This is a genomic window from Pseudomonas sp. FA117 (assembly GCF_057370475.1).
The window spans coordinates 533,934-557,315 of the sequence record NZ_CM170675.1; the positions used below are offsets into that span (position 1 = coordinate 533,934).

Sequence of the window (23,382 nt, forward strand, 5' to 3'; positions counted from 1 at the left end):
AGTAGATGGCAACTATCAACCAGCTGGTACGTCAGCCGCGCAAGCGTTCGGTCGAAAAGTCCGACGTTCCTGCGCTGCAGAACTGCCCGCAGCGTCGTGGCGTGTGCACCCGTGTGTACACCACCACGCCGAAAAAACCTAACTCGGCACTGCGTAAAGTATGCCGTGTGCGTCTGACCAACGGTTTCGAGGTTTCCTCGTACATCGGTGGTGAAGGCCACAACCTGCAAGAGCACAGCGTCGTCCTGATCCGTGGCGGCCGTGTAAAAGACTTGCCAGGTGTTCGTTACCACACCGTTCGCGGCTCTCTGGATACTTCGGGCGTCAAAGGCCGTAACCAGGGTCGTTCGAAGTACGGTACCAAGCGTCCGAAGTAATCGGCCGTTTGCAGACATCCATTTATTTGAGTCGATAAGAGTAAGGTCGGGCAGGGGTCGAAGACCCGCGTCCCGGGCTAACCTGAAGACCGTTTGAGGGCTTATCATGCCAAGACGTCGTGTAGCAGCAAAACGTGAGATCCTTGACGATCCGAAGTACGGATCGCAGATCCTCGCCAAGTTCATGAACCACGTGATGGAAAGCGGCAAGAAGGCCGTAGCCGAGCGCATCGTTTACGGTGCCCTGGATACCGTCAAAGCACGCAAGAACAGCGACCCCCTGGAAATCTTCGAGAAAGCTCTCGACGCCATCGCTCCGCTGGTCGAAGTAAAGTCCCGTCGTGTCGGCGGTGCCACTTACCAGGTTCCGGTTGAAGTTCGTCCATCCCGTCGTAACGCTCTGGCAATGCGCTGGCTCGTAGACTACGCCCGCAAGCGCGGCGAGAAGTCGATGGCCCTGCGTCTGGCCGGCGAACTGCTGGATGCTGCCGAAGGCAAGGGTGCTGCAGTCAAGAAGCGTGAAGACGTGCACCGTATGGCCGAAGCCAACAAAGCGTTCTCGCACTACCGCTTCTAATTCAAGCATCAATCATTTTGCGAGGGCTTTATGGCTCGTACTACAGCAATTAACCGCTACCGTAACATTGGTATCTGTGCCCACGTTGACGCGGGCAAGACCACCACTACCGAGCGGATCCTGTTCTACACAGGTCTGAGCCACAAGATGGGCGAGGTGCATGATGGCGCCGCGACCACCGACTGGATGGTGCAGGAGCAGGAGCGCGGTATCACCATTACCTCCGCTGCCGTTACCACCTTCTGGAAAGGCTCCCGTGGTCAGTACGACAACTACCGCGTAAACGTCATCGATACCCCCGGCCACGTTGACTTCACCATTGAAGTAGAGCGTTCGCTGCGTGTACTCGACGGCGCGGTCGTCGTGTTCTGCGGTACCTCCGGCGTTGAGCCTCAGTCCGAAACCGTATGGCGTCAGGCCAACAAGTACGGCGTTCCACGTGTTGTCTACGTGAACAAGATGGACCGTGCTGGTGCCAACTTCCTGCGCGTTGTCGGCCAGATCAAGAATCGCCTGGGTCACACCCCGGTTCCGGTCCAGCTGGCCATCGGTGCTGAAGATGACTTCCAGGGTCAGGTTGACCTGATCAAGATGAAGGCCATCTACTGGAACGATGACGACAAAGGCACCACCTATCGCGAGGAAGAGATTCCTGCTGAGCTGGTGGACCTGGCCAACGAATGGCGCAGCAACATGGTCGAGGCTGCTGCCGAGGCCAACGAAGAGCTGATGAACAAGTACCTTGAAGAAGGTGACCTGTCCGTCGAAGACATCAAGGCTGGTCTGCGCGCCCGTACCCTGGCGAGCGAGATCGTTCCTGCTGTCTGCGGTTCCTCGTTCAAGAACAAGGGCGTTCCCCTGGTTCTCGACGCCGTTATTGACTTCCTGCCTGCACCAACCGAGATCCCTGCGATCAAGGGTATCCACCCTGATCTGATCGACGTGCCGAAGGACGAAGTCACTCCAGAGCAATACGACGAGCGTCCTGCTGACGACAACGAGCCGTTCTCGGCCCTGGCGTTCAAGATTGCCACCGACCCGTTCGTGGGTACTCTGACCTTCGTCCGCGTCTACTCGGGCTTCCTGACCTCCGGTGACTCCGTCATCAACTCGGTCAAGGGCAAGAAAGAGCGCGTTGGTCGTATGGTGCAGATGCACGCCAACCAGCGTGAAGAGATCAAAGAAGTACGCGCTGGCGACATCGCTGCTCTGATCGGCATGAAGGACGTCACCACCGGTGACACCCTGTGCAACGCCGACAAGCCGATCATCCTCGAGCGTATGGACTTCCCTGAGCCGGTAATTTCGCTCTCCGTAGAGCCGAAAACCAAGGCTGACCAGGAGAAGATGGGTATCGCTCTGGGCAAGCTGGCCCAGGAAGACCCGTCGTTCCGCGTCAAGACCGACGAAGAAACCGGCCAGACCATCATCTCCGGTATGGGTGAGCTGCACCTGGACATCCTCGTTGACCGCATGAAGCGCGAGTTCAACGTCGAGTGCAACGTCGGCAAGCCGCAGGTTTCGTACCGCGAGAAGATCACCAAATCCAACGTCGAGATCGAAGGCAAGTTCGTTCGTCAGTCGGGTGGTCGTGGTCAGTTCGGTCACTGCTGGATCCGTTTCTCGGAGCCGGACGTGGACGAGAAAGGCAACATCACCGAAGGTCTGGTGTTCACCAACGAAGTCGTTGGTGGTGTGATTCCTAAGGAATTCATCGCCCCGATCCAGAAGGGTATCGAAGAGCAGATGAAAAACGGCGTTGTTGCCGGCTATCCGCTGCTCGGCCTGAAGGCTACGGTATTCGACGGTTCGTACCACGACGTCGACTCCAACGAAATGGCGTTCAAGATCGCCGCTTCGATGGCGACCAAGCAGCTGGCCCAGAAGGGCGGTGGCGTGGTCCTTGAGCCGATCATGAAGGTCGAAGTTGTAACCCCGGAAGACTACCTGGGTGACGTGATGGGTGACCTGAGCCGTCGTCGCGGGATGATCCAGGGTAATGAAGACTCGGTGTCCGGCAAGGTAATCACTGCTGAGGTACCGCTCGGAGAGATGTTCGGTTACGCGACCGACGTTCGTTCCATGTCTCAGGGTCGCGCAAGCTACTCCATGGAATTCTCCAAATACGCCGAAGCTCCGTCGAACATCGTCGAAGCACTCGTTAAAAAACAAGGCTAATCCCCTTTAGGCAAGAGGTTCACTGTCGTGGCTAAAGAAAAATTTGATCGTTCCCTTCCCCACGTTAACGTCGGCACCATCGGCCACGTTGACCACGGTAAGACCACTCTGACCGCAGCTCTGACTCGCGTCTGCTCCGAAGTATTCGGTTCGGCAGTCGTTGAGTTCGACAAGATCGACTCGGCTCCGGAAGAAAAAGCGCGCGGTATCACCATCAACACCGCTCACGTCGAGTACAACTCGAACATTCGTCACTACGCTCACGTCGACTGCCCAGGTCACGCTGACTACGTGAAGAACATGATCACCGGTGCTGCCCAGATGGACGGCGCGATCCTGGTTTGCTCGGCCGCCGATGGTCCGATGCCACAAACCCGTGAGCACATCCTGCTGTCCCGTCAGGTAGGCGTTCCGTACATCGTGGTCTTCCTGAACAAGGCTGACCTGGTAGACGACGCTGAGCTGCTGGAACTGGTCGAGATGGAAGTTCGCGACCTGCTGTCCACCTACGACTTCCCAGGCGACGACACCCCGATCATCATCGGTTCGGCTCGTATGGCGCTGGAAGGCAAAGACGACAACGAAATGGGCACTACCGCTGTCAAGAAGCTGGTAGAGACTCTGGATGCCTACATCCCTGAGCCAGTTCGTGCGATCGACCAGCCGTTCCTGATGCCGATCGAAGACGTATTCTCGATCTCGGGTCGTGGTACCGTTGTGACCGGCCGTATCGAGCGTGGCATCGTCCGCGTTCAGGATCCGCTGGAAATCGTTGGTCTGCGTGACACCACCACCACCACCTGCACCGGCGTCGAGATGTTCCGCAAGCTGCTGGACGAAGGTCGTGCTGGTGAGAACTGCGGCGTTCTGCTGCGTGGTACCAAGCGTGACGACGTTGAGCGTGGCCAGGTTCTGGTCAAGCCAGGTTCGGTCAAGCCGCACACCAAGTTCACCGCAGAAGTCTACGTTCTGTCGAAGGAAGAAGGCGGTCGTCACACTCCGTTCTTCAAGGGCTACCGTCCTCAGTTCTACTTCCGTACCACTGACGTGACCGGTAACTGCGAACTGCCGGAAGGCGTTGAGATGGTAATGCCAGGTGACAACATTCAGATGACTGTCACCCTGATCAAGACCATCGCAATGGAAGACGGTCTGCGCTTCGCCATCCGTGAAGGCGGTCGTACCGTCGGCGCCGGCGTCGTAGCCAAAATCATCGAGTAATCACTCGACCGATTGAAAAAACCCCCGCTTAGCGGGGGTTTTTTTTATTGGGTTGACACTAAATGGGGGCGTCTATAGAATCACGCCTCCTTTTAGCGGGCGTAGTGCGTCCGTTGGGAACAGCCTGGAGTCTGAAATCCAATGCAAAATCAGCAAATCCGTATCAGGTTGAAGGCTTTCGACCATCGCCTGATCGACCAATCCACCCAGGAAATCGTGGAAACCGCGAAACGTACTGGTGCACAAGTGCGTGGTCCAATTCCACTGCCTACCCGCAAAGAGCGTTTCACCGTTCTGGTCTCCCCGCATGTCAACAAAGACGCGCGTGACCAGTACGAGATTCGCACTCATAAGCGCGTTCTGGACATCGTCCAGCCAACGGATAAAACCGTTGATGCGCTGATGAAGCTTGATCTCGCGGCAGGTGTGGAAGTGCAGATCAGCCTCGGCTAAGACTTCGGTCTGAGTCGTGTAACGCTCTGAAATGGGCGGCCATAGCGGGTGAAAGCCCCGTACACTCATGAGGTTTACAACATGACTATTGGTGTAATCGGTCGCAAGTGCGGTATGACCCGCATTTTCACCGAAGAAGGTGTCTCCATTCCGGTCACGGTCATCGAGATCGAGCCGAATCGCGTCACCCAGTTCAAAACTGAAGAAACCGATGGCTACCGTGCAGTGCAAGTCACTGTCGGCGAGCGTCGTGCTTCGCGTGTGACTGCCGCTCAGGCAGGCCACTTCGCCAAGGCCAACGTTGCCGCTGGTCGCGGTGTCTGGGAGTTCCGTCTTGAAGAAGGCGATTTCCAGGCTGGCGATCTGATCAAAGCTGAACTCTTCACTGCAGGCCAGCTGGTTGACGTTACTGGTCAGTCCAAAGGTAAAGGCTTCGCCGGTACCATCAAGCGCTGGAACTTCCGTGGTCAGGACAACACCCACGGTAACTCCGTGTCGCACCGTGTTCCTGGTTCCATCGGCCAGTGCCAGACTCCTGGTCGTGTGTTCAAGGGCAAGAAGATGTCCGGTCACATGGGCGCCGAGCGCGTGACTGTTCAGTCCCTGGAAGTAGTTCGCGTAGACGCTGAACGCAACCTGCTGCTGATCAAGGGTGCCGTACCTGGCGCTACTGGCGGCGACGTGGTTGTACGTCCGGCTGTCAAGGCTCGCGGTTAAGGGGAAACTGACATGCAACTTAATGTAAATGACGCTCAGGCGATCGAAGTTTCCGAACTGACTTTCGGTGGCGAATTCAACGAGACGCTGGTTCACCAAGCAGTCGTGGCCTACATGGCCGGCGGCCGTCAGGGCACCAAGCAGCAGAAGACCCGCTCTGACGTAGCCGGTGGCGGTAAGCGCCCATGGCGTCAGAAGGGTACTGGCCGTGCTCGTGCTGGTACCACTCGTGGTCCGATCTGGCGTGGCGGTGGTGTAACCTTCGCAGCTCGCCCTCAAGATCACTCGCAGAAGCTCAACAAGAAGATGTACCGCGCAGCCCTGCGCTCCATCCTCGCCGAGCTGGTGCGTAGCGACCGTCTGGTCGTGGTTCAGGACTTCGCTGTCGAAGCACCGAAAACCAAAGATCTGCTGAACAAGCTGAACGGCATGGGTCTGAGCGACGTATTGATCGTTTCCGACGCTGTTGATCAGAACCTGTACCTGGCTGCTCGTAACCTGCCGCACGTTGACGTGCGTGACGTACAAGGTTCCGACCCGGTCAGTCTGATCGCATACGAGAAAGTGTTGATCACTGTCTCGGCCGTGAAGAAATTCGAGGAGCTGCTGGGATGAACCAGGAACGCGTATTCAAAGTCCTCCTTGGCCCGCACGTTTCCGAGAAGGCTACCGTTCTGGCTGAGAAGAAAGGCCAGTTCGTATTCAAGGTTGCTACCGATGCAACCAAGCTGGAAATCAAGAAAGCTGTCGAAGGCCTGTTCAACGTAAAAGTTGAAAACGTGTCGACTGTCAACGTTCTGGGTAAAACCAAGCGTACCGCACGTGGTCTGGGCAAGCGCAATGACTGGAAGAAGGCGATCGTCTCCCTTCAGCCAGGCCAAGATCTCGATTTCAGCAGCAGTGCTGAGTAAGGAAGGGGTGCATCATGGCAATCGTTAAATGCAAACCGACTTCCCCTGGCCGCCGTTTCGTGGTCAAGGTGGTCAACAAGGAGCTGCACAAAGGCGCTCCTCACGCACCGCTGCTCGAGAAGAAATCGAAGTCTGGTGGTCGTAACAACAATGGCCGCATCACCACGCGTCACGTGGGTGGTGGTCATAAGCAGCACTACCGTCTGGTCGACTTCCGTCGCAACGACAAAGATGGCATCCCAGCCACTGTCGAACGCGTCGAATACGACCCGAACCGTACTGCTCACATCGCGCTGCTGTGCTACGCAGACGGCGAGCGTCGCTACATCATCGCCCCTAAAGGCGTGAGCGCTGGCGACCAGCTGATCGCAGGTGCCCTGGCCCCAATCAAGGCCGGTAACTCCCTGCAACTGCGCAACATCCCGGTAGGTAGCACCGTACACGGCATCGAACTGAAGCCGGGTAAAGGTGCACAGATCGCTCGTTCCGCTGGTGCTTCGGCTCAGCTGATCGCTCGTGAAGGTGCCTACGTGACTCTGCGTCTGCGCTCCGGTGAGATGCGCAAAGTACTGGCTGAATGCCGTGCGACCCTGGGTGAAGTCTCGAACTCCGAGCACAGCCTGCGTTCGCTGGGTAAAGCTGGTGCCAAACGCTGGCGCGGCGTTCGCCCAACCGTTCGTGGTGTTGCCATGAACCCGGTTGACCACCCGCATGGTGGTGGTGAAGGTCGTACCTCCGGTGGTCGTCATCCGGTATCGCCATGGGGCTTCCCGACCAAGGGTGCGAAGACCCGCGGTAATAAGCGTACCGACAACATGATCGTCCGTCGTCGCAAGTAACTAGAGGGATACGACAGTGCCACGTTCTCTGAAAAAAGGTCCTTTTATCGATCTTCACCTGCTGAAGAAGATCGAAGTGGCGGTGGAGAAGAACGATCGCAAGCCGGTGAAAACCTGGTCGCGCCGTTCGATGATCCTGCCACAAATGGTCGGTCTGACCATCGCGGTACACAACGGTCGCCAACACGTCCCAGTTCTCGTGAACGAAGACATGGTCGGCCACAAACTGGGCGAGTTCGCCGGTACCCGCACCTATCGCGGGCACGTGGCTGACAAGAAAGCCAAGCGTTAAGGGGTAAGGAAATGGAAGTAGCCGCTAAGTTGTCGGGCGCTCGAATCTCCGCCCAGAAAGCCCGCTTGGTCGCCGACCAGATCCGCGGGAAGAAGGTGGGCGAAGCGCTCAACCTGTTGGCCTTCAGCAGCAAAAAAGCCGCTGAAATCATGAAGAAAGTCCTCGAGTCGGCCGTTGCCAACGCCGAACACAACGAAGGCGCAGACGTTGATGACCTGAAGGTCTCCACCGTTTTCGTCAACGAAGGGCGTTCGCTGAAGCGCATCATGCCGCGTGCCAAAGGCCGCGCTGATCGCATCGTCAAGCGGTCTTGCCATATCACTGTCAAGGTTGCGGACAAGTAACGGAGTCGATCAGATGGGTCAGAAAGTACATCCCACTGGCATTCGCCTGGGAATCGTCAAGGAGCACACCTCCGTCTGGTACGCAGACGGTGCTACTTACGCAGATTACCTGTTGAAGGATCTGAAAACGCGTGAGTACCTCCAAGACAAACTAAAAAGCGCGTCCGTAAGCCGTATCGATATTCATCGTCCGGCTCAAACTGCACGCATCACCATCCACACCGCTCGTCCCGGTATCGTTATCGGCAAGAAGGGTGAGGATGTAGAGAAGCTGCGTCAGGACCTGACCAAGCAGATGGGTGTGCCTGTGCACATCAACATCGAAGAGATCCGCAAGCCGGAACTCGACGCCATGCTGGTTGCGCAAAGCGTTGCCCAGCAGCTGGAGCGCCGCGTTATGTTCCGTCGCGCCATGAAGCGCGCCGTACAGAACGCCATGCGTATTGGTGCCAAGGGCATCAAGATCCAGGTGAGCGGTCGTCTCGGCGGTGCCGAGATCGCCCGTACCGAGTGGTATCGCGAAGGTCGTGTGCCTCTGCACACCCTGCGTGCCGATATCGACTACAACACCTACGAAGCTCACACCACCTATGGTGTGATCGGTGTCAAGGTTTGGATCTTCAAAGGCGAAGTGATTGGTGGTCGCCAGGAAGAGCTGAAGCCGCAAGCACCAGCGCCTCGTAAAAAAGCTGCTAAGTAAGGGGTACGCCAAATGTTGCAACCAAAGCGTACAAAATTCCGCAAGCAGATGACCGGCCACAACCGTGGTCTGGCACTGCGCGGTAGCAAGGTCAGCTTCGGCGAGTTCGCTCTGAAAGCTGTCGCTCGCGGTCGTCTCACCGCCCGCCAGATCGAGTCGGCACGTCGTGCCCTGACCCGTCACGTAAAACGTGGCGGCAAGATCTGGATCCGTGTATTCCCGGACAAGCCGGTTACCAAGAAGCCTCTCGAGGTTCGTATGGGTAAAGGTAAGGGTTCCGTGGAGTACTGGGTTGCCCAGATCCAGCCAGGCAAAGTCCTGTACGAGATCGAGGGTGTTTCTGAAGAGCTGGCGCGCGAAGCTTTCGCCCTGGCCGCTGCGAAGCTGCCTCTCGCCACCTCCTTTGTTAAGCGGACGGTGATGTGATGAAAGCGAATGAACTTCGTGAAAAATCGGCACAGCAACTGAATGAGCAACTGCTCGGCTTGCTGCGCGACCAGTTCAATCTGCGTATGCAGAAAGCAACTGGCCAGTTGGGGCAGTCGCACCTGCTCTCGCAAGTTAAGCGTGACATCGCTCGCGTGAAAACTGTGCTCAACCAGCAGGCAGGTAAGTGATCATGGCTGAAGCTGAAAAAACCGTCCGTACGCTGACTGGCCGTGTCGTCAGCGACAAAATGGACAAGACCATCACCGTTCTGATCGAGCGTCGCGTAAAGCACCCGATCTACGGTAAATACGTTAAGCGTTCGACTAAGCTGCACGCGCACGACGAAACCAACCAGTGCAAGATCGGCGACAAGGTTTCGATCACCGAAACTCGTCCGCTGGCCAAGACCAAGTCCTGGGCACTGGTTGAAGTCCTCGAACGCGCTGTTGAAGTCTAAGGGCTAGGGGTCGGAGAAATTTTATGATTCAGACTCAATCCATGCTCGATGTGGCCGATAACAGCGGCGCTCGTCGCGTCATGTGCATCAAGGTGCTCGGCGGTTCCCACCGCCGTTACGCCGGCATCGGTGACATCATCAAAGTTACCGTCAAGGAAGCAATTCCTCGCGGTAAGGTCAAGAAAGGCCAGGTGATGACCGCTGTAGTCGTCCGTACCCGTCACGGTGTACGTCGCGCCGACGGTTCCATCATTCGTTTCGACGGCAACGCTGCTGTTCTGCTGAACAACAAGCAAGAGCCGATCGGTACCCGCATCTTCGGGCCAGTGACCCGTGAGCTTCGTAACGAGAAGTTCATGAAGATCGTCTCGCTCGCCCCTGAAGTGCTGTAAGGAGATCCGACATGCAAAAGATTCGTCGTGACGACGAGATCATCGTGATCGCCGGCAAAGACAAGGGCAAGCGCGGTAAGGTGCTGAAGGTTCTCGCTGACGACCGTCTGGTCATCGGTGGTGTGAACCTGGTCAAGCGTCATACCAAGCCGAACCCGATGGCAGGCGTTCAGGGCGGTATCGTCGAGAAAGAAGCGCCTCTGCACGCTTCCAACGTTGCCATCTTCAATGGCGAAACCAACAAGGCTGACCGCGTTGGTTTCAAAGTAGAAGACGGTAAGAAAATTCGTGTCTTCAAGTCGACCCAAAAAGCGGTTGATGCTTGAACACTGCTAGGTAGAAGACCATGGCACGACTGAAAGAGATTTACCGGAACGAAATCGCTCCCAAGCTTAAGGAAGAACTTAAGCTGTCGAACGTGATGGAAGTTCCGCGCGTTACCAAGATCACCCTGAACATGGGTCTGGGCGAAGCGATCGGCGACAAGAAAGTCATCGAGCACGCAGTTGCCGACCTGGAAAAGATCACCGGTCAAAAGCCGGTCGTGACTTTCGCTCGTAAATCCATCGCGGGCTTCAAAGTCCGTGAGGGCTGGCCGATCGGCGTCAAGGTGACCCTGCGTAGCGACAAGATGTACGAATTCCTGGACCGCCTGCTGGCGATCTCCCTGCCTCGGGTTCGCGACTTCCGCGGCCTGAATGCCAAGTCCTTCGATGGCCGTGGCAACTACAGCATGGGCGTGAAAGAGCAGATCATCTTCCCGGAAATCGACTACGACAAGATCGATGCTCTGCGCGGTTTGGACATCACCCTGACCACCACTGCTCGTTCGGACGACGAAGGCCGCGCTCTGCTGCGTGCATTCAAGTTCCCGTTCCGCAACTGATTGGAGTAGGAAAATGGCCAAGAAGAGCATGAAAAACCGCGAGCTGAAGCGTCAGCTCACGGTAGCCAAGTACGCCAAAAAGCGTGCCGAGCTGAAAGCGACCATCGTCAACCTGAACGCCTCTCCTGAAGAGCGTTTCGCTGCCGTTGTCGCACTGCAGAAGCAGCCTCGCGATGCCAGCGCTGCACGTCTGCGCAACCGTTGCCGCCTGACCGGTCGTCCTCACGGTGTATACCGTAAGTTCGGCCTGGGCCGTAACATGCTGCGCCAGGCTGCAATGCGCGGCGACGTACCAGGTCTGGTCAAGGCCAGCTGGTAATCGCTGTTGGCGTGACACCGGCGGGAGGGGAGAGATCTTCCGACCGCCGGTGACATTGCAACGAAACAAGCCCCCTCGTGGGGCTTGTTTCGTTTCTGTCTTATGTCTAGAATGACCGGCTCACCTGAGCCTGGGTTTTTGCCCTGTGCGATCGGGTGGTTGTGATAGCCGCAAGGCTAATAATTCTTGTATCAGGAGCATCTAGCCCATGAGTATGCAGGACCCGTTAGCGGACATGCTAACTCGCATCCGTAATGCCCAGATGGCTGAAAAGTCCGTCGTAAGCATGCCTTCCTCCACGCTGAAGGTCGCGGTTGCCAAAGTTCTGAAGGACGAAGGTTACATCGCTGGCTACCAGGTCAGTGGCGAAGCCAAGCCTTCCCTGTCGATCGAACTGAAGTACTTCGAAGGCCGTCCGGTCATCGAGGAACTGAAGCGCTCCAGCCGTCCAGGCCTGCGCCAGTACAAGTCCGTCTCCGATCTGCCGAAAGTACGTGGCGGTCTGGGCGTGTCTATCGTCTCCACCAACAAAGGTGTGATGACTGATCGCGCTGCGCGCGCTGCCGGTGTCGGTGGCGAAGTTCTGTGCACAGTGTTCTAAGGGGAGATAGGCATGTCTCGCGTCGCTAAGAACCCCGTTAAGCTGCCATCCGGTGTCGAAGTCAAATTCGCCGGCCAGCAGCTTTCGGTGAAGGGTGCCAAGGGCACTCTCGAACTGAACGTTCACTCGTCTGTTGAAGTTACCGAAGAGTCCGGCGAGCTGCGCTTCGTCGCTCGCAACGGTGACCAGCAAGCTCGCGCCATGGCCGGTACCACCCGTGCTCTGGTGAACAACATGGTCCAGGGCGTAAGCCAAGGCTTCGAGCGCAAGCTCCAGCTGGTCGGTGTTGGTTACAAGGCACAGGCCAAGGGCACCGTCCTGAACCTGGCTCTGGGCTTCTCGCACCCAGTGGACTACGAACTGCCAGCCGGTATCACCGCTGAAACCCCAAGCCAGACCGACATCCTGATCAAGGGTATCGACAAGCAGCTGGTGGGTCAGGTGGCCGCTGAAATCCGCGATTTCCGTCCGCCAGAGCCTTACAAAGGCAAGGGTGTGCGTTACGCGGACGAAGTAGTCCGTCGTAAAGAAGCCAAGAAGAAGTAGGGCCTAGCAAATGACCGACAAAAAAGTTATTCGACTGCGTCGCGCTCGCAAAGCACGCCTGAAAATGCACGAGCTCGAAGCCGTGCGTCTGTGCGTGTTCCGCTCCTCGCAGCACATCTATGCCCAGGTCATTTCGGCCGACGGCAGCAAGGTTCTGGCAAGCGCCTCGACCTTGGACAAAGAACTGCGTGATGGCGCCACCGGCAACATCGACGCGGCCACTAAGGTTGGCAAGCTGGTAGCTGAGCGCGCGAAAGCCGCCGGTGTATCTCAAGTTGCCTTTGACCGTTCCGGCTTCAAGTACCATGGTCGCGTCAAGGCGCTGGCCGATGCTGCTCGTGAAGGCGGACTGGAGTTCTAAGTTATGGCAAATAACGATCAAAAGCGCGACGAAGGCTACATCGAGAAGCTGGTTCAAGTTAACCGCGTTGCTAAAACCGTTAAAGGCGGCCGTATCTTCACCTTCACCGCGCTGACCGTGGTAGGTGATGGCAAAGGTCGCGTCGGCTTCGGCCGTGGCAAATCGCGCGAAGTACCTGCCGCGATCCAGAAAGCCATGGAAGCTGCCCGTCGCAACATGATCCAGGTTGACCTGAAGGGCACCACCCTGCAGTACGCCACCAAGGCTGCCCACGGCGCCTCGAAGGTTTACATGCAGCCTGCTTCGGAAGGTACCGGTATCATCGCCGGCGGCGCAATGCGTGCTGTCCTGGAAGTTGCTGGTGTCCAGAACGTTCTGGCCAAGTGCTACGGTTCGACCAACCCAGTGAACGTGGTCTACGCCACCTTCAAGGGTCTGAAAGCCATGCAATCTCCTGAGTCCATTGCTGCCAAGCGCGGCAAGAGCGTTGAGGAGATCTTCTGATCATGGCAACCGTAAAAGTAACGCTGATCAAGAGCACCGCCGGCCGCCTGCCTAACCACAAGCTGTGCGTTAAAGGCCTGGGTCTGCGTCGCATCGGTCACACCGTAGAAGTCCAGGATACTCCCGAGAATCGCGGGATGATCAACAAGGCTTACTACATGCTGCGCGTCGAGGGTTAATCGATGAAACTCAATGATCTGAGTCCAGCGCCGGGTTCCCGTCGCGAGAAGCATCGTCCGGGTCGTGGTATCGGTAGCGGTTTGGGCAAGACCGGTGGCCGCGGCCACAAAGGTCAGACCTCCCGTTCCGGTGGCACCATCGCTCCGGGCTTCGAAGGCGGTCAACAGCCGCTGCATCGTCGTCTGCCGAAATTCGGCTTCGTTTCCCTGAAAGCCATGGACCGCGCAGAAGTGCGTCTGTCCGAGCTGGCCAAGGTGGAAGGCGATCTGATCACCGTTCAGTCCCTCAAGGACGCCAACGTGGTCGGCCAGCACGTACAGCGCGTGAAAATCATGCTGTCGGGCGAAGTCACTCGCGCAGTCACCCTCAAGGGTATCGCCGTCACCAAAGGTGCACGTGCGGCTATCGAAGCAGCTGGCGGCAAGTTCGAGGAATAAATGGCTAAGCAAGGTGCTCTCTCTTCGCTCGGTAAGGGCGGGATGTCGGAACTCTGGGCTCGTCTGCGCTTTCTGTTCATGGCGATCATCGTCTATCGGATTGGCGCGCACATCCCGGTACCAGGCATTAACCCGGACCGTCTCGCGGATCTGTTCCGGCAGAATGAGGGGACCATTCTTAGCTTGTTCAACATGTTTTCCGGCGGTGCGCTGGAGCGCATGAGCATCTTTGCACTGGGGATCATGCCGTACATCTCGGCATCGATCATCATGCAGCTCATGACCGCGGTCAGCCCACAGCTGGAGCAGTTGAAGAAGGAAGGTGAATCTGGCCGTCGCAAGATCAGCCAGTACACCCGCTACGGCACCGTTATCCTGGCGCTGGTTCAAGCCATTGGCATGTCCATTGGCCTGGCCAACCAGGGCGTGGCGTTTTCTGCAGGTCTGGGCTTCCATGTCGTTGCCGTCTCCACCTTCGTGGCCGGCGCAATGTTCATGATGTGGCTCGGCGAGCAGATCACCGAGCGCGGTGTGGGCAACGGTATCTCGATGTTGATCTTCGCAGGTATCGTTGCCGGTCTTCCGAGAGCAATCGGGCAGTCTTTCGAGTCTGCGCGCACAGGCGATATCAACATCTTCGCCCTGGTCGCTATCGGTTTGCTTGCAGTAGCGATTATCGGCTTCGTGGTGTTCATCGAGCGTGGTCAGCGTCGTATCGCCGTTCACTACGCCAAGCGTCAGCAGGGCCGCAAGGTCTTCGCTGCGCAGACCAGCCACCTGCCGCTGAAAGTGAACATGGCGGGCGTCATTCCTGCCATTTTCGCGAGCAGCATCTTGCTGTTCCCGGCTTCGCTGGGTGCCTGGTTCGGTCAGTCCGAAGGTATGGGCTGGCTGCAGGACATCTCGCAGTCGATCGCTCCTGGTCAGCCGTTGAACATTCTGCTGTTTAGTGCAGGGATCATCTTCTTCTGCTTCTTCTACACAGCGTTGATGTTCAACCCGAAAGACGTAGCGGAAAACCTGAAGAAGTCCGGTGCCTTTATTCCGGGTATCCGTCCTGGTGAGCAGTCGGCGCGCTACATTGATGGCGTTCTGACCCGTTTGACCATGTTCGGTGCTCTTTACATGATGGCCGTCTGCCTTCTGCCCCAGTTCCTGGTGGTGGCAGCAAACGTGCCGTTCTACCTTGGCGGGACCTCGTTGCTGATTGTGGTAGTGGTTGTGATGGACTTCATGTCCCAAGTACAATCGCACCTCGTTTCGCACCAGTACGAATCCCTGATGAAGAAAGCCAACCTGAAAGGCTACGGTGGCAGCGGTCTGCTGCGCTGATAGACCCCTAAGGTTCGAGGAGTCGGTAATGAAAGTTCGTGCATCGGTGAAAAAGCTGTGCCGCAACTGCAAGATCATTCGTCGCGAAGGTATCGTGCGCGTGATCTGCAGCGCGGAACCGCGTCACAAGCAGCGCCAAGGCTGAGTGTGATCTGCGCTTCAAACCCAGCAGCTAGTGTGCTGCTGGGTTGATTATTCGTTTCTACAGCGATATTATCTCGCGCCCTATTTCTTGGCTTCCGGGGCGTAGGTAGCTGTCAATTGGAGTCCCACTGAATGGCCCGTATTGCAGGCGTCAACATTCCAGATAACAAGCATACTGTTATCTCGCTGACCTACATCTATGGTGTCGGTCGCACAACTGCACAGAAAATCTGTGCAGACGCTGGTGTAAATCCAGCCGCTAAGATCAAGGATCTGAGCGACGAGCAAATCGAAACCCTGCGTGGCGAAGTTGCGAAGTTCACCACCGAAGGTGACCTGCGTCGTGACATCAACATGAAGATCAAGCGCTTGATGGACCTGGGTTGCTACCGCGGCCTGCGTCATCGTAAAGGTCTGCCGGTTCGCGGTCAGCGCACCAAGACCAACGCACGCACCCGTAAGGGCCCGCGTAAGCCGATCCGCAAGTAATCGCCCAGGAATATAGACATGGCAAAACCTGCTGCTCGTCCTCGTAAAAAAGTCAAAAAGACAGTGGTTGATGGCATCGCCCACATCCATGCGTCTTTCAACAACACCATCGTGACCATCACCGACCGTCAGGGCAACGCTTTGTCCTGGGCGACCTCCGGTGGTTCGGGTTTCCGTGGTTCGCGCAAATCCACCCCGTTCGCAGCCCAGATCGCTGCTGAGCGTGCTGGTCAAGCTGCGCTGGAATACGGTCTGAAGAACCTCGACGTCAACGTCAAGGGTCCAGGTCCAGGTCGTGAGTCCGCCGTTCGTGCACTGAACAGCTGCGGCTACAAGATCGCCAGCATCACCGACGTGACGCCAATCCCGCATAACGGGTGCCGTCCGCCGAAGAAGCGTCGCGTGTAATCAGGAGACAGATAAATGGCACGTTACATTGGTCCAAAATGCAAACTGTCTCGCCGTGAAGGCACTGACCTGTTCCTGAAGAGCGGCGTTCGCGCTCTGGAATCGAAGTGCAACATCGAAGCAGCCCCAGGTATCCACGGCCAGCGCCGTGGCCGTCAGTCCGACTACGGTACCCAGCTGCGCGAGAAACAGAAAGTCCGCCGTATCTACGGTGTCCTGGAGCGCCAGTTCCGCGGTTACTACCAAGTCGCAGCCTCGAAAAAAGGCGCTACTGGTGAGAACCTGCTGCAACTGCTGGAATGCCGCCTGGACAACGTCGTTTACCGTATGGGCTTCGGTTCGACTCGTTCCGAGTCCCGTCAGCTGGTTTCGCACAAAGCGATCAGCGTCAACGGCAAGACCGTAAACATTCCATCCTACCAAGTTCGTCCGGGTGACGTGGTCGCGGTTCGTGAGAAGTCGCTGAACCAGCTGCGCATTGTTCAAGCCCTTGAACTGTGCGCCCAGCGTGGCCGCGTTGAGTGGGTAGACGTTGATTCCGCTAAAAAGTCGGGCGTTTTCAAGAACGTTCCTGCTCGCAGCGATCTGTCCGCCGACATCAACGAAAACCTGATTGTCGAGCTCTACTCCAAGTAAGGGCTAGAAAATAGGTGCATCCATGCAGATTTCGGTAAATGAGTTCCTGACTCCCCGTCACATCGACGTGCAGGTAGTCAGTCCAACCCGCGCCAAGATCACTCTCGAGCCTCTCGAGCGTGGTTTCGGCCATACCCTGGGCAACGCGCTGCGCCGCATCCTGTTGTCCTCCATGCCTGGCTGTGCAGTAGTCGAGGCCGAGATCGATGGCGTACTCCATGAGTACTCCGCGATCGAAGGTGTACAGGAAGACGTCATTGAAATCCTGTTGAACCTCAAAGGCCTGGCGATCAAGCTGCACGGTCGTGACGAAGTTACGCTGACCTTGTCGAAAAAGGGTTCGGGGGTGGTCACCGCTGCCGATATTCAGCTGGATCACGATGTCGAGATCGTCAACCCCGATCACGTAATCGCGAACCTGGCGTCCAACGGCGCCCTGAACATGAAGCTCACCGTAGCTCGTGGTCGCGGTTACGAGCCGGCCGACTCCCGTCAGACCGACGAGGACGAAAGCCGCAGCATTGGCCGTCTTCAGCTGGACGCTTCGTTCAGCCCGGTGCGTCGTATCGCCTATGTGGTCGAGAACGCCCGTGTTGAGCAGCGTACCAACCTGGACAAGCTGGTCATCGATCTGGAAACCAACGGCACCCTGGACGCTGAAGAGGCTATCCGTCGGGCCGCGACCATCCTGCAACAGCAGCTGGCCGCGTTCGTCGACCTCAAAGGTGACAGCGAGCCGGTCGTGGTCGAGCAGGAAGACGAGATCGATCCGATCCTGCTGCGCCCGGTTGACGACCTGGAACTGACTGTACGTTCGGCCAACTGCCTCAAGGCGGAGAACATCTACTACATCGGCGACCTGATTCAGCGTACCGAAGTAGAGCTGTTGAAGACTCCTAACCTGGGCAAGAAGTCCCTGACTGAAATCAAGGACGTCCTGGCCTCCCGTGGTCTGTCTCTCGGCATGCGCCTCGACAACTGGCCGCCTGCAAGTCTTAAGAAAGACGACAAGGCGACTGCCTGATCGTCGTAATCACCGAACGTAGTGTTTGGTAAGGAATGAATCATGCGTCATCGTAAAAGTGGACGTCACCTGAGCCGTACCAGCTCTCACCGCAAGGCCATGTTCCAGAACATGGCAGTGTCGCTGATCGAGCACGAGCTGATCAAAACCACCCTGCCGAAAGCCAAGGAACTGCGCCGCGTTGCCGAGCCGCTGATCACCCTGGCCAAGGAAGACAGCGTTGCCAACCGTCGTCTGGCCTTCGACCGTACCCGTTCGAAGTCCGCAGTTGGCAAACTGTTCAACGACCTGGGCAAGCGTTACGCCACTCGTCAGGGCGGCTACCTGCGCATCCTGAAGTGCGGTTTCCGCGCTGGCGACAACGCGCCTATGGCGTACGTCGAGCTGGTTGATCGTCCGGTCGGTGGTGCTGTAGAAGCTGCCGAGTAAGACGTTCTGTCTGCTACAGAAGACCGGGCCTAGTGCCCGGTTTTTTGTGCTCGTATGAATTGAATAAATCTATCGTTATAAGCATATCTATAAATTAGATCTTGTCATGTTGTGCAGCCATACTTGCTCTCAAGCCGATTAGCCGGCATTTCGAGACCGATAAGGAGAGCCCATGAGCAAGATTCTCACCACCGCCAGCGGAGCACCCGTAGCCGACAACCAGAACTCGCGTTCGGCAGGCCCGCGCGGCCCGCTGTTGCTCGACGACTTCCACCTCCTCGAGAAGCTGGCCCACTTCAATCGCGAAAACATCCCGGAGCGTCGCGTTCACGCCAAGGGTTCGGGTGCCTACGGTACCTTCACCGTCACCCATGACATCACCCAGTACACCAGTGCCCGCCTGTTCGAAACCATCGGCAAGCAGACTGAAACCTTCCTGCGTTTCTCCACTGTGGGTGGTGAGCGTGGTTCGGCCGACACCGAGCGTGACCCGCGCGGTTTCGCCGTGAAGTTCTACACCGAGGAAGGCAACTGGGACATCGTCGGCAACAACACGCCGGTGTTCTTCATTCGCGACCCGCTGAAATTCCCGGATTTCATCCATACCCAGAAGCGTCATCCGCAGAGCAACCTGAAGAACGCCCAGATGATGTGGGATTTCTGGTCGCACTCGCCCGAGGCGCTGCACCAGGTCACCATCCTGTTCTCCGACCGTGGCATTCCGGACGGCTACCGCCACATGCACGGCTTCGGCAGCCATACCTACAGCCTGCTTAGTGCTGATGGCAAACGCACCTGGGTCAAGTGGCACTTCAAGACCCAGCAAGGCATCAAGAACCTGGCTCCGGCCGATGCAGCGCGTATCGCCGGTACCGATCCGGACTACGCCCAGCGTGACCTGTTCGAAGCCATCGAGCGCGGCGATTACCCACGCTGGACGGTCTGCATCCAGGTGATGAGCGAAGAAGAAGCGGCCAACCGTGCCGAGAACCCCTTCGACGTCACCAAGACCTGGTCGCAGAAGGACTACCCGCTGATCGAAGTTGGCGTGCTGGAACTGAACCGCAACCCGCTCAACTACTTCGCTGAGGTCGAGCAGGCAGCGTTCGGGCCAAGCAACATGGTGCCGGGTGTCGGTCTGTCGCCGGATCGCATGCTGCAGGGGCGTGTGTTCGCCTACGCCGATGCTCACCGCTACCGTATCGGTACCAACCACCAGCACCTGCCGGTGAACGCGCCACGCAGCCCGGTACACAGCTACCAGCGCGACGGTGCAATGACCATGGGCAGCTACGGCAGTGCACCAAACTACGAACCGAACAGCTATGCCGATGCGCCCAAGCAGTCGCCTCGTCACGCCGAGCCTGCACTGGCACTCGAGGGTGTCGCGGATCGTTACGACCACCGCGAGGACAACGACTACTACAGCCACGCCGGTGCGCTGTTCCGCCTGATGAACGCCGACCAGCAGGCCCTGTTGATCAACAACATTGCCGGCACCCTGAAAGGCGTCAGCGACGATGTGGTGCAGCGTCAGTTGCAGCACTTCTTCAAGGCTGATCCCGCTTACGGTGAGGGGATTGCCAAGGCCTTGGGCATCAATCTCGCCTAAGTCGAAGTGATAAGAAGAACCGCCCGCATTTGGGCGGTTTTTCAATGAAAATCACTACGGTTTACCCGCTTTTTTCCCATAAATTGCGCATTTTTCAGTGACCGTGAAGAAATCATGGTTCACACTATCTCCCTATCAAGCTTTCACTCAGGGAGAATCAGGGCGATGCAAGGTCACCCGGACGTAATCAATTATCTCGTCACGTTGCTGAAGGGCGAACTGGCCGCGCGCGACCAGTATTTCATCCACTCGCGTATGTACGAAGACTGGGGCCTGTCCAAGCTCTACGAACGCATCAACCACGAGATGGAAGAAGAGACCCAGCACGCCGATGCGCTGATGCGCCGCATCCTGATGCTCGAAGGCACCCCTGACATGCGAGCCGACGATCTGGAAGTCGGCAGCACCGTGCCGGAAATGATCGAGGCCGATCTCAAGCTCGAGTACAAGGTTCGTGCGGCCTTGTGCAAAGGCATCGAGCTGTGCGAGCAGCACAAGGATTACATCAGCCGTGACATCCTGCGTGCCCAGCTGGCCGACACCGAAGAGGATCACACCTACTGGCTGGAGAAGCAGCAAGGGTTGATCAAGGCCATCGGCCTGGAGAACTACCTGCAGTCGCAGATGTAAAAAAATGGGGGCGCTTTTTGCGCCCCCATCGTTTTTACGCCCGATCCCGCTCCAGCAGCGGTTTCAGGTAATGCCCGGTGTACGACTGCTTCATCTTGGCCAGTTCCTCCGGCGTGCCGCTGGCAATGATCTGGCCGCCCTTGGAGCCACCTTCCGGCCCCAGGTCCACCAGCCAGTCGGCGGTCTTGATCACATCCAGGTTGTGCTCGATCACCACCACGGTGTTGCCGTGGTCGCGCAGGCGATGCAGCACGTCGAGCAATTGCTGGATATCCGCGAAGTGCAGGCCGGTGGTCGGCTCATCGAGGATGTACAGGGTCTTGCCGGTATCGCGCTTGGACAGCTCGCGCGACAGCTTCACCCGCTGCGCTTCACCGCCGGACAGCGTGGTCGCCGACTGCCCCAGCTTGATGTAGGAAAGCCCCACATCCATCAGCGTCTGCAGCTTGCGCGCCAGCGCCGGCACGGCATCGAAGAACTCACGGGCGTCCTCGATGGTCATTTCCAGGACCTCGTGGATGTTCTTGCCCTTGTACTTGATCTCCAGCGTCTCGCGGTTGTAGCGCTTGCTCTTGCACACATCGCACGGCACGTAGATATCCGGCAGGAAGTGCATTTCCACCTTGATCAGGCCATCGCCCTGGCACGCTTCGCAGCGCCCGCCCTTGACGTTGAACGAGAACCGCCCCGGGCCATAGCCGCGCGAGCGCGACTCCGGCACGCCAGCGAACAGTTCGCGAATCGGCGTGAAGATCCCGGTGTAGGTGGCCGGGTTGGAGCGCGGTGTACGGCCGATCGGGCTCTGGTCGATATCGACCACCTTGTCCAGGTGCTGCAGGCCGTCCATGCTGGTGTGCGCTGCCGCTTCCAGGCTGCTGGCGCCGTTGAGTGCGGTGGCGGCGAGGGGGAACAGGGTGTTGTTGATCAGCGTCGACTTGCCCGAGCCGGAGACACCGGTGACGCAGGTCAGCAGGCCGATCGGCACTTCCAGGTCGACGTTCTGCAGGTTGTTGCCGCGTGCGCCCTTGAGCTTGAGCGAGAGCTTCTTGTTGCGAGGCGTACGCTTGGCCGGCACGACGATCTTCTTGCGCCCGGACAGGTACATGCCGGTCACCGAATCGGGATGGGCCATGACTTCCTGGGGCGAGCCCTCGGCCACGATCTGCCCGCCATGCACACCGGCACCCGGACCGATGTCGACGACATAGTCGGCCAGGCGAATGGCGTCCTCGTCGTGCTCGACCACGATCACCGTGTTGCCCAGGTCGCGCAGGTGGTTGAGGGTGGCCAGCAGGCGGTCGTTGTCGCGCTGGTGCAGGCCGATCGAGGGTTCGTCGAGGATGTACATGACCCCGACCAGGCCGGCGCCGATCTGGCTGGCCAGGCGGATGCGCTGCGCTTCGCCGCCCGACAGGGTCTCGGCACTGCGGTCGAGGGTGAGGTAGTCCAGGCCGACGTTGACCAGGAACTGCAGGCGCTCGCAGATCTCCTTGAGGATCTTTGCCGCGATCTCGCCGCGCCGGCCGGTCAGGGTGAGGGCCGCGAAGTATTCGCTGGCATCGCCGATCGGCAGGTTGGTGACCGCCGGCAGAGTCTTCTCGCCGACCCATACATGGCGCGCCTCGCGACGCAGGCGGGTGCCGCGGCAGTCCGGGCACGGCTGGGTGCCGAGGAACTTGGCCAGCTCTTCGCGCACGGTCGCCGACTCGGTCTCGCGGTAGCGACGCTCCAGGTTCGGCACGATCCCCTCGAAGGGGTGCGAACGCTTGACGATGTCACCACGGTCGTTGAGGTACTTGAAGTCGACGCTCTGCTTGCCGCTGCCCTGCAGGACCACCTTCTGGTGCTCCGCCGAGAGCTGCCCGAACGGCTCGTCCAGGCTGAAGCCGTAGTGCGCGGCCAGTGAGCCGAGCATCTGGAAGTAATAGACGTTGCGCCGGTCCCAGCCGCGGATCGCGCCCTCGGCCAGGGTCAGCTCGTTGTTGACCAGGCGCTTGGTGTCGAAGAACTGCTTCACTCCCAGGCCATCGCAGGTCGGGCAGGCCCCGGCCGGGTTGTTGAAGGAGAACAGCTTCGGTTCCAGCTCACTGATCGCGTGGCCGCAGATCGGGCAGGCGAAACGGGCGGAGAAGATCATGTCCTCGGCGCTTTCGTCGTCCATCTGTGCCACCAGGGCGATACCGTCGGCCAGCTTGAGGGCGGTCTCGAAGGACTCGGCCAGACGCTGCTGCAGGTCGTTGCGCACCTTGAAGCGGTCGACCACCACGTCGATGCTGTGCTTCTTCTGCTTGTCGAGCTTGGGCAGCTCGTCGAGCTCGTACAGCTTGCCGTTGACGCGTGCGCGGACGAAGCCCTGGGCGCGCAGTTCGTCGAACACCGCCAGGTGCTCGCCCTTGCGCTCGCGTACCACCGGTGCCAGCAGCATGAGCTTGCTGCCCTCGGGCTGCTCGAGCACCAGGTCGACCATCTGGCTGACCGTCTGCGCCTCCAGCGGAATGTCGTGGTCCGGGCAGCGCGGGGTGCCGACGCGAGCGTAGAGCAGGCGCAGGTAGTCGTAGATCTCGGTGATGGTGCCAACCGTCGAGCGCGGGTTGTGCGAAGTCGATTTTTGCTCGATGGAGATGGCCGGCGACAGGCCTTCGATGGTGTCGACGTCAGGTTTTTCCATCATCGACAGGAACTGCCGGGCATAGGCCGACAGCGACTCGACGTAGCGACGCTGACCTTCGGCGTACAGGGTGTCGAAGGCCAGGGACGACTTGCCGGAACCGGACAGACCGGTGATCACGATCAGTTTGTCCCGGGGCAGGGTCAGGTCGATGTTCTTCAGGTTGTGGGTACGTGCCCCACGGATCAGGATCTTGTCCACTACGGCCTCGCTTGGCGGGCATAAACAAGGAAGTATACGGCGCGCTGCCACCACGCGGCAAAGCGTCGCGTATATGCCGTCTAGCCGT

Annotated in this window: 35 protein-coding genes; 34 read left to right on the forward strand and 1 reads right to left on the reverse strand. The window is 58.3% G+C overall.

The annotated features are described in order from the left end of the window. Positions 1-5: 5 nt before the first annotated feature. The 34 genes from rpsL (at position 6) to bfr (ending at position 20,425) form a co-directional block, all read left to right on the forward strand. A complete protein-coding gene (gene rpsL, locus AC1TXO_RS02490) occupies positions 6-377 on the forward strand; it encodes a 30S ribosomal protein S12 (RefSeq protein ID WP_003255492.1) in 372 nt (123 codons plus the stop codon). 106 nt (positions 378-483) lie between these two features. Beyond that, positions 484-954, forward strand: a complete 471-nt coding sequence (gene rpsG, locus AC1TXO_RS02495) for a 30S ribosomal protein S7 (RefSeq protein ID WP_003246741.1) — start codon at positions 484-486, stop codon at positions 952-954. Positions 955-984: 30 nt separating this feature from the next. Beyond that, positions 985-3,132 carry an elongation factor G gene (gene fusA / locus AC1TXO_RS02500; protein ID WP_054893561.1) on the forward strand — a complete coding sequence of 716 codons (2,148 nt, stop codon included), beginning with the start codon at positions 985-987 and terminating at the stop codon, positions 3,130-3,132. 27 nt (positions 3,133-3,159) lie between these two features. Continuing rightward, positions 3,160-4,353, forward strand: coding sequence for an elongation factor Tu (gene tuf, locus AC1TXO_RS02505; protein WP_010951775.1), 1,194 nt, complete (start codon positions 3,160-3,162; stop codon positions 4,351-4,353). A gap of 141 nt (positions 4,354-4,494) precedes the next feature. After that, positions 4,495-4,806 (forward strand): 30S ribosomal protein S10, encoded by a 312-nt coding sequence (gene rpsJ, locus AC1TXO_RS02510; RefSeq protein ID WP_003186070.1) that lies wholly within the window; start codon positions 4,495-4,497, stop codon positions 4,804-4,806. Between the two features lie 81 nt (positions 4,807-4,887). Then, positions 4,888-5,523: a 50S ribosomal protein L3 gene (gene rplC, locus AC1TXO_RS02515; protein ID WP_003255486.1), complete on the forward strand. Its 636-nt coding sequence runs from the start codon at positions 4,888-4,890 to the stop codon at positions 5,521-5,523. A gap of 12 nt (positions 5,524-5,535) precedes the next feature. Continuing rightward, positions 5,536-6,138, forward strand: coding sequence for a 50S ribosomal protein L4 (gene rplD / locus AC1TXO_RS02520; protein WP_003255485.1), 603 nt, complete (start codon positions 5,536-5,538; stop codon positions 6,136-6,138). After that, positions 6,135-6,434 (forward strand): 50S ribosomal protein L23, encoded by a 300-nt coding sequence (gene rplW / locus AC1TXO_RS02525; protein ID WP_003255484.1) that lies wholly within the window; start codon positions 6,135-6,137, stop codon positions 6,432-6,434. Before rplD ends, rplW begins: the two co-directional genes overlap by 4 nt. 14 nt (positions 6,435-6,448) lie before the next feature. Beyond that, positions 6,449-7,273 carry a 50S ribosomal protein L2 gene (gene rplB, locus AC1TXO_RS02530; protein WP_186670248.1) on the forward strand — a complete coding sequence of 275 codons (825 nt, stop codon included), beginning with the start codon at positions 6,449-6,451 and terminating at the stop codon, positions 7,271-7,273. A gap of 16 nt (positions 7,274-7,289) precedes the next feature. Next, positions 7,290-7,565: a 30S ribosomal protein S19 gene (rpsS, locus tag AC1TXO_RS02535; protein ID WP_010486981.1), complete on the forward strand. Its 276-nt coding sequence runs from the start codon at positions 7,290-7,292 to the stop codon at positions 7,563-7,565. Between the two features lie 11 nt (positions 7,566-7,576). Next, the gene (gene rplV, locus AC1TXO_RS02540; protein WP_003103908.1) at positions 7,577-7,909 is read left to right on the forward strand and encodes a 50S ribosomal protein L22; all 333 of its coding nucleotides are present in this window, start codon (positions 7,577-7,579) and stop codon (positions 7,907-7,909) included. A 13-nt stretch (positions 7,910-7,922) separates the two neighbouring features. Then, positions 7,923-8,609 carry a 30S ribosomal protein S3 gene (gene rpsC / locus AC1TXO_RS02545; protein ID WP_003255481.1) on the forward strand — a complete coding sequence of 229 codons (687 nt, stop codon included), beginning with the start codon at positions 7,923-7,925 and terminating at the stop codon, positions 8,607-8,609. 12 nt (positions 8,610-8,621) lie between these two features. Then, complete coding sequence (rplP, locus tag AC1TXO_RS02550) at positions 8,622-9,035, forward strand: 50S ribosomal protein L16 (protein ID WP_009397508.1); 414 nt, start codon at positions 8,622-8,624, stop codon at positions 9,033-9,035. After that, a complete protein-coding gene (rpmC, locus tag AC1TXO_RS02555) occupies positions 9,035-9,226 on the forward strand; it encodes a 50S ribosomal protein L29 (protein ID WP_002555481.1) in 192 nt (63 codons plus the stop codon). Before rplP ends, rpmC begins: the two co-directional genes overlap by 1 nt. 2 nt (positions 9,227-9,228) lie before the next feature. Next, on the forward strand, positions 9,229-9,495 hold the full coding sequence (gene rpsQ / locus AC1TXO_RS02560) for a 30S ribosomal protein S17 (protein WP_023534981.1): 267 nt from the start codon (positions 9,229-9,231) through the stop codon (positions 9,493-9,495). Between the two features lie 23 nt (positions 9,496-9,518). After that, the gene (gene rplN, locus AC1TXO_RS02565; protein ID WP_011063774.1) at positions 9,519-9,887 is read left to right on the forward strand and encodes a 50S ribosomal protein L14; all 369 of its coding nucleotides are present in this window, start codon (positions 9,519-9,521) and stop codon (positions 9,885-9,887) included. An 11-nt stretch (positions 9,888-9,898) separates the two neighbouring features. Then, a complete protein-coding gene (gene rplX / locus AC1TXO_RS02570; protein ID WP_003255476.1) occupies positions 9,899-10,213 on the forward strand; it encodes a 50S ribosomal protein L24 in 315 nt (104 codons plus the stop codon). Positions 10,214-10,233: 20 nt separating this feature from the next. Further along, positions 10,234-10,773 (forward strand): 50S ribosomal protein L5, encoded by a 540-nt coding sequence (rplE, locus tag AC1TXO_RS02575; protein ID WP_003255474.1) that lies wholly within the window; start codon positions 10,234-10,236, stop codon positions 10,771-10,773. Positions 10,774-10,786: 13 nt separating this feature from the next. Continuing rightward, positions 10,787-11,092, forward strand: a complete 306-nt coding sequence (rpsN, locus tag AC1TXO_RS02580; RefSeq protein ID WP_009397499.1) for a 30S ribosomal protein S14 — start codon at positions 10,787-10,789, stop codon at positions 11,090-11,092. A 208-nt stretch (positions 11,093-11,300) separates the two neighbouring features. Further along, the gene (gene rpsH / locus AC1TXO_RS02585; protein ID WP_023382627.1) at positions 11,301-11,693 is read left to right on the forward strand and encodes a 30S ribosomal protein S8; all 393 of its coding nucleotides are present in this window, start codon (positions 11,301-11,303) and stop codon (positions 11,691-11,693) included. Positions 11,694-11,705: 12 nt separating this feature from the next. Continuing rightward, complete coding sequence (gene rplF, locus AC1TXO_RS02590; protein WP_003255469.1) at positions 11,706-12,239, forward strand: 50S ribosomal protein L6; 534 nt, start codon at positions 11,706-11,708, stop codon at positions 12,237-12,239. Positions 12,240-12,249: 10 nt separating this feature from the next. Then, positions 12,250-12,600, forward strand: a complete 351-nt coding sequence (rplR, locus tag AC1TXO_RS02595) for a 50S ribosomal protein L18 (RefSeq protein ID WP_023629183.1) — start codon at positions 12,250-12,252, stop codon at positions 12,598-12,600. A gap of 3 nt (positions 12,601-12,603) precedes the next feature. After that, positions 12,604-13,104: a 30S ribosomal protein S5 gene (gene rpsE, locus AC1TXO_RS02600; protein WP_003255465.1), complete on the forward strand. Its 501-nt coding sequence runs from the start codon at positions 12,604-12,606 to the stop codon at positions 13,102-13,104. 2 nt (positions 13,105-13,106) lie between these two features. After that, a complete protein-coding gene (gene rpmD / locus AC1TXO_RS02605) occupies positions 13,107-13,283 on the forward strand; it encodes a 50S ribosomal protein L30 (protein WP_009397493.1) in 177 nt (58 codons plus the stop codon). Positions 13,284-13,286: 3 nt separating this feature from the next. Further along, complete coding sequence (gene rplO / locus AC1TXO_RS02610; protein WP_486404911.1) at positions 13,287-13,721, forward strand: 50S ribosomal protein L15; 435 nt, start codon at positions 13,287-13,289, stop codon at positions 13,719-13,721. Then, positions 13,722-15,053, forward strand: coding sequence for a preprotein translocase subunit SecY (secY, locus tag AC1TXO_RS02615; protein ID WP_486404912.1), 1,332 nt, complete (start codon positions 13,722-13,724; stop codon positions 15,051-15,053). It abuts the gene before it with no gap. A gap of 28 nt (positions 15,054-15,081) precedes the next feature. Continuing rightward, positions 15,082-15,198 carry a 50S ribosomal protein L36 gene (gene rpmJ / locus AC1TXO_RS02620; protein ID WP_011531897.1) on the forward strand — a complete coding sequence of 39 codons (117 nt, stop codon included), beginning with the start codon at positions 15,082-15,084 and terminating at the stop codon, positions 15,196-15,198. Positions 15,199-15,329: 131 nt separating this feature from the next. Continuing rightward, complete coding sequence (rpsM, locus tag AC1TXO_RS02625) at positions 15,330-15,686, forward strand: 30S ribosomal protein S13 (protein ID WP_003255457.1); 357 nt, start codon at positions 15,330-15,332, stop codon at positions 15,684-15,686. Between the two features lie 18 nt (positions 15,687-15,704). Continuing rightward, on the forward strand, positions 15,705-16,094 hold the full coding sequence (gene rpsK / locus AC1TXO_RS02630) for a 30S ribosomal protein S11 (RefSeq protein ID WP_003255454.1): 390 nt from the start codon (positions 15,705-15,707) through the stop codon (positions 16,092-16,094). A gap of 15 nt (positions 16,095-16,109) precedes the next feature. Next, complete coding sequence (rpsD, locus tag AC1TXO_RS02635) at positions 16,110-16,730, forward strand: 30S ribosomal protein S4 (RefSeq protein WP_054893564.1); 621 nt, start codon at positions 16,110-16,112, stop codon at positions 16,728-16,730. Between the two features lie 22 nt (positions 16,731-16,752). After that, positions 16,753-17,754: a DNA-directed RNA polymerase subunit alpha gene (locus AC1TXO_RS02640; RefSeq protein WP_486404913.1), complete on the forward strand. Its 1,002-nt coding sequence runs from the start codon at positions 16,753-16,755 to the stop codon at positions 17,752-17,754. A gap of 42 nt (positions 17,755-17,796) precedes the next feature. Then, entirely contained in the window at positions 17,797-18,183 is a 387-nt protein-coding gene (gene rplQ / locus AC1TXO_RS02645; RefSeq protein WP_003255451.1) for a 50S ribosomal protein L17, read from the forward strand. A 172-nt stretch (positions 18,184-18,355) separates the two neighbouring features. Continuing rightward, on the forward strand, positions 18,356-19,795 hold the full coding sequence (locus tag AC1TXO_RS02650) for a catalase (RefSeq protein WP_486404914.1): 1,440 nt from the start codon (positions 18,356-18,358) through the stop codon (positions 19,793-19,795). Between the two features lie 165 nt (positions 19,796-19,960). Beyond that, positions 19,961-20,425 (forward strand): bacterioferritin, encoded by a 465-nt coding sequence (gene bfr / locus AC1TXO_RS02655; protein WP_486404915.1) that lies wholly within the window; start codon positions 19,961-19,963, stop codon positions 20,423-20,425. A 34-nt stretch (positions 20,426-20,459) separates the two neighbouring features. Here the strand turns inward: bfr and uvrA are convergent, their stop codons facing one another. After that, positions 20,460-23,294 (reverse strand): excinuclease ABC subunit UvrA, encoded by a 2,835-nt coding sequence (uvrA, locus tag AC1TXO_RS02660; RefSeq protein ID WP_486404916.1) that lies wholly within the window; start codon positions 23,292-23,294, stop codon positions 20,460-20,462. Between the last annotated feature and the right edge of the window lie 88 nt (positions 23,295-23,382).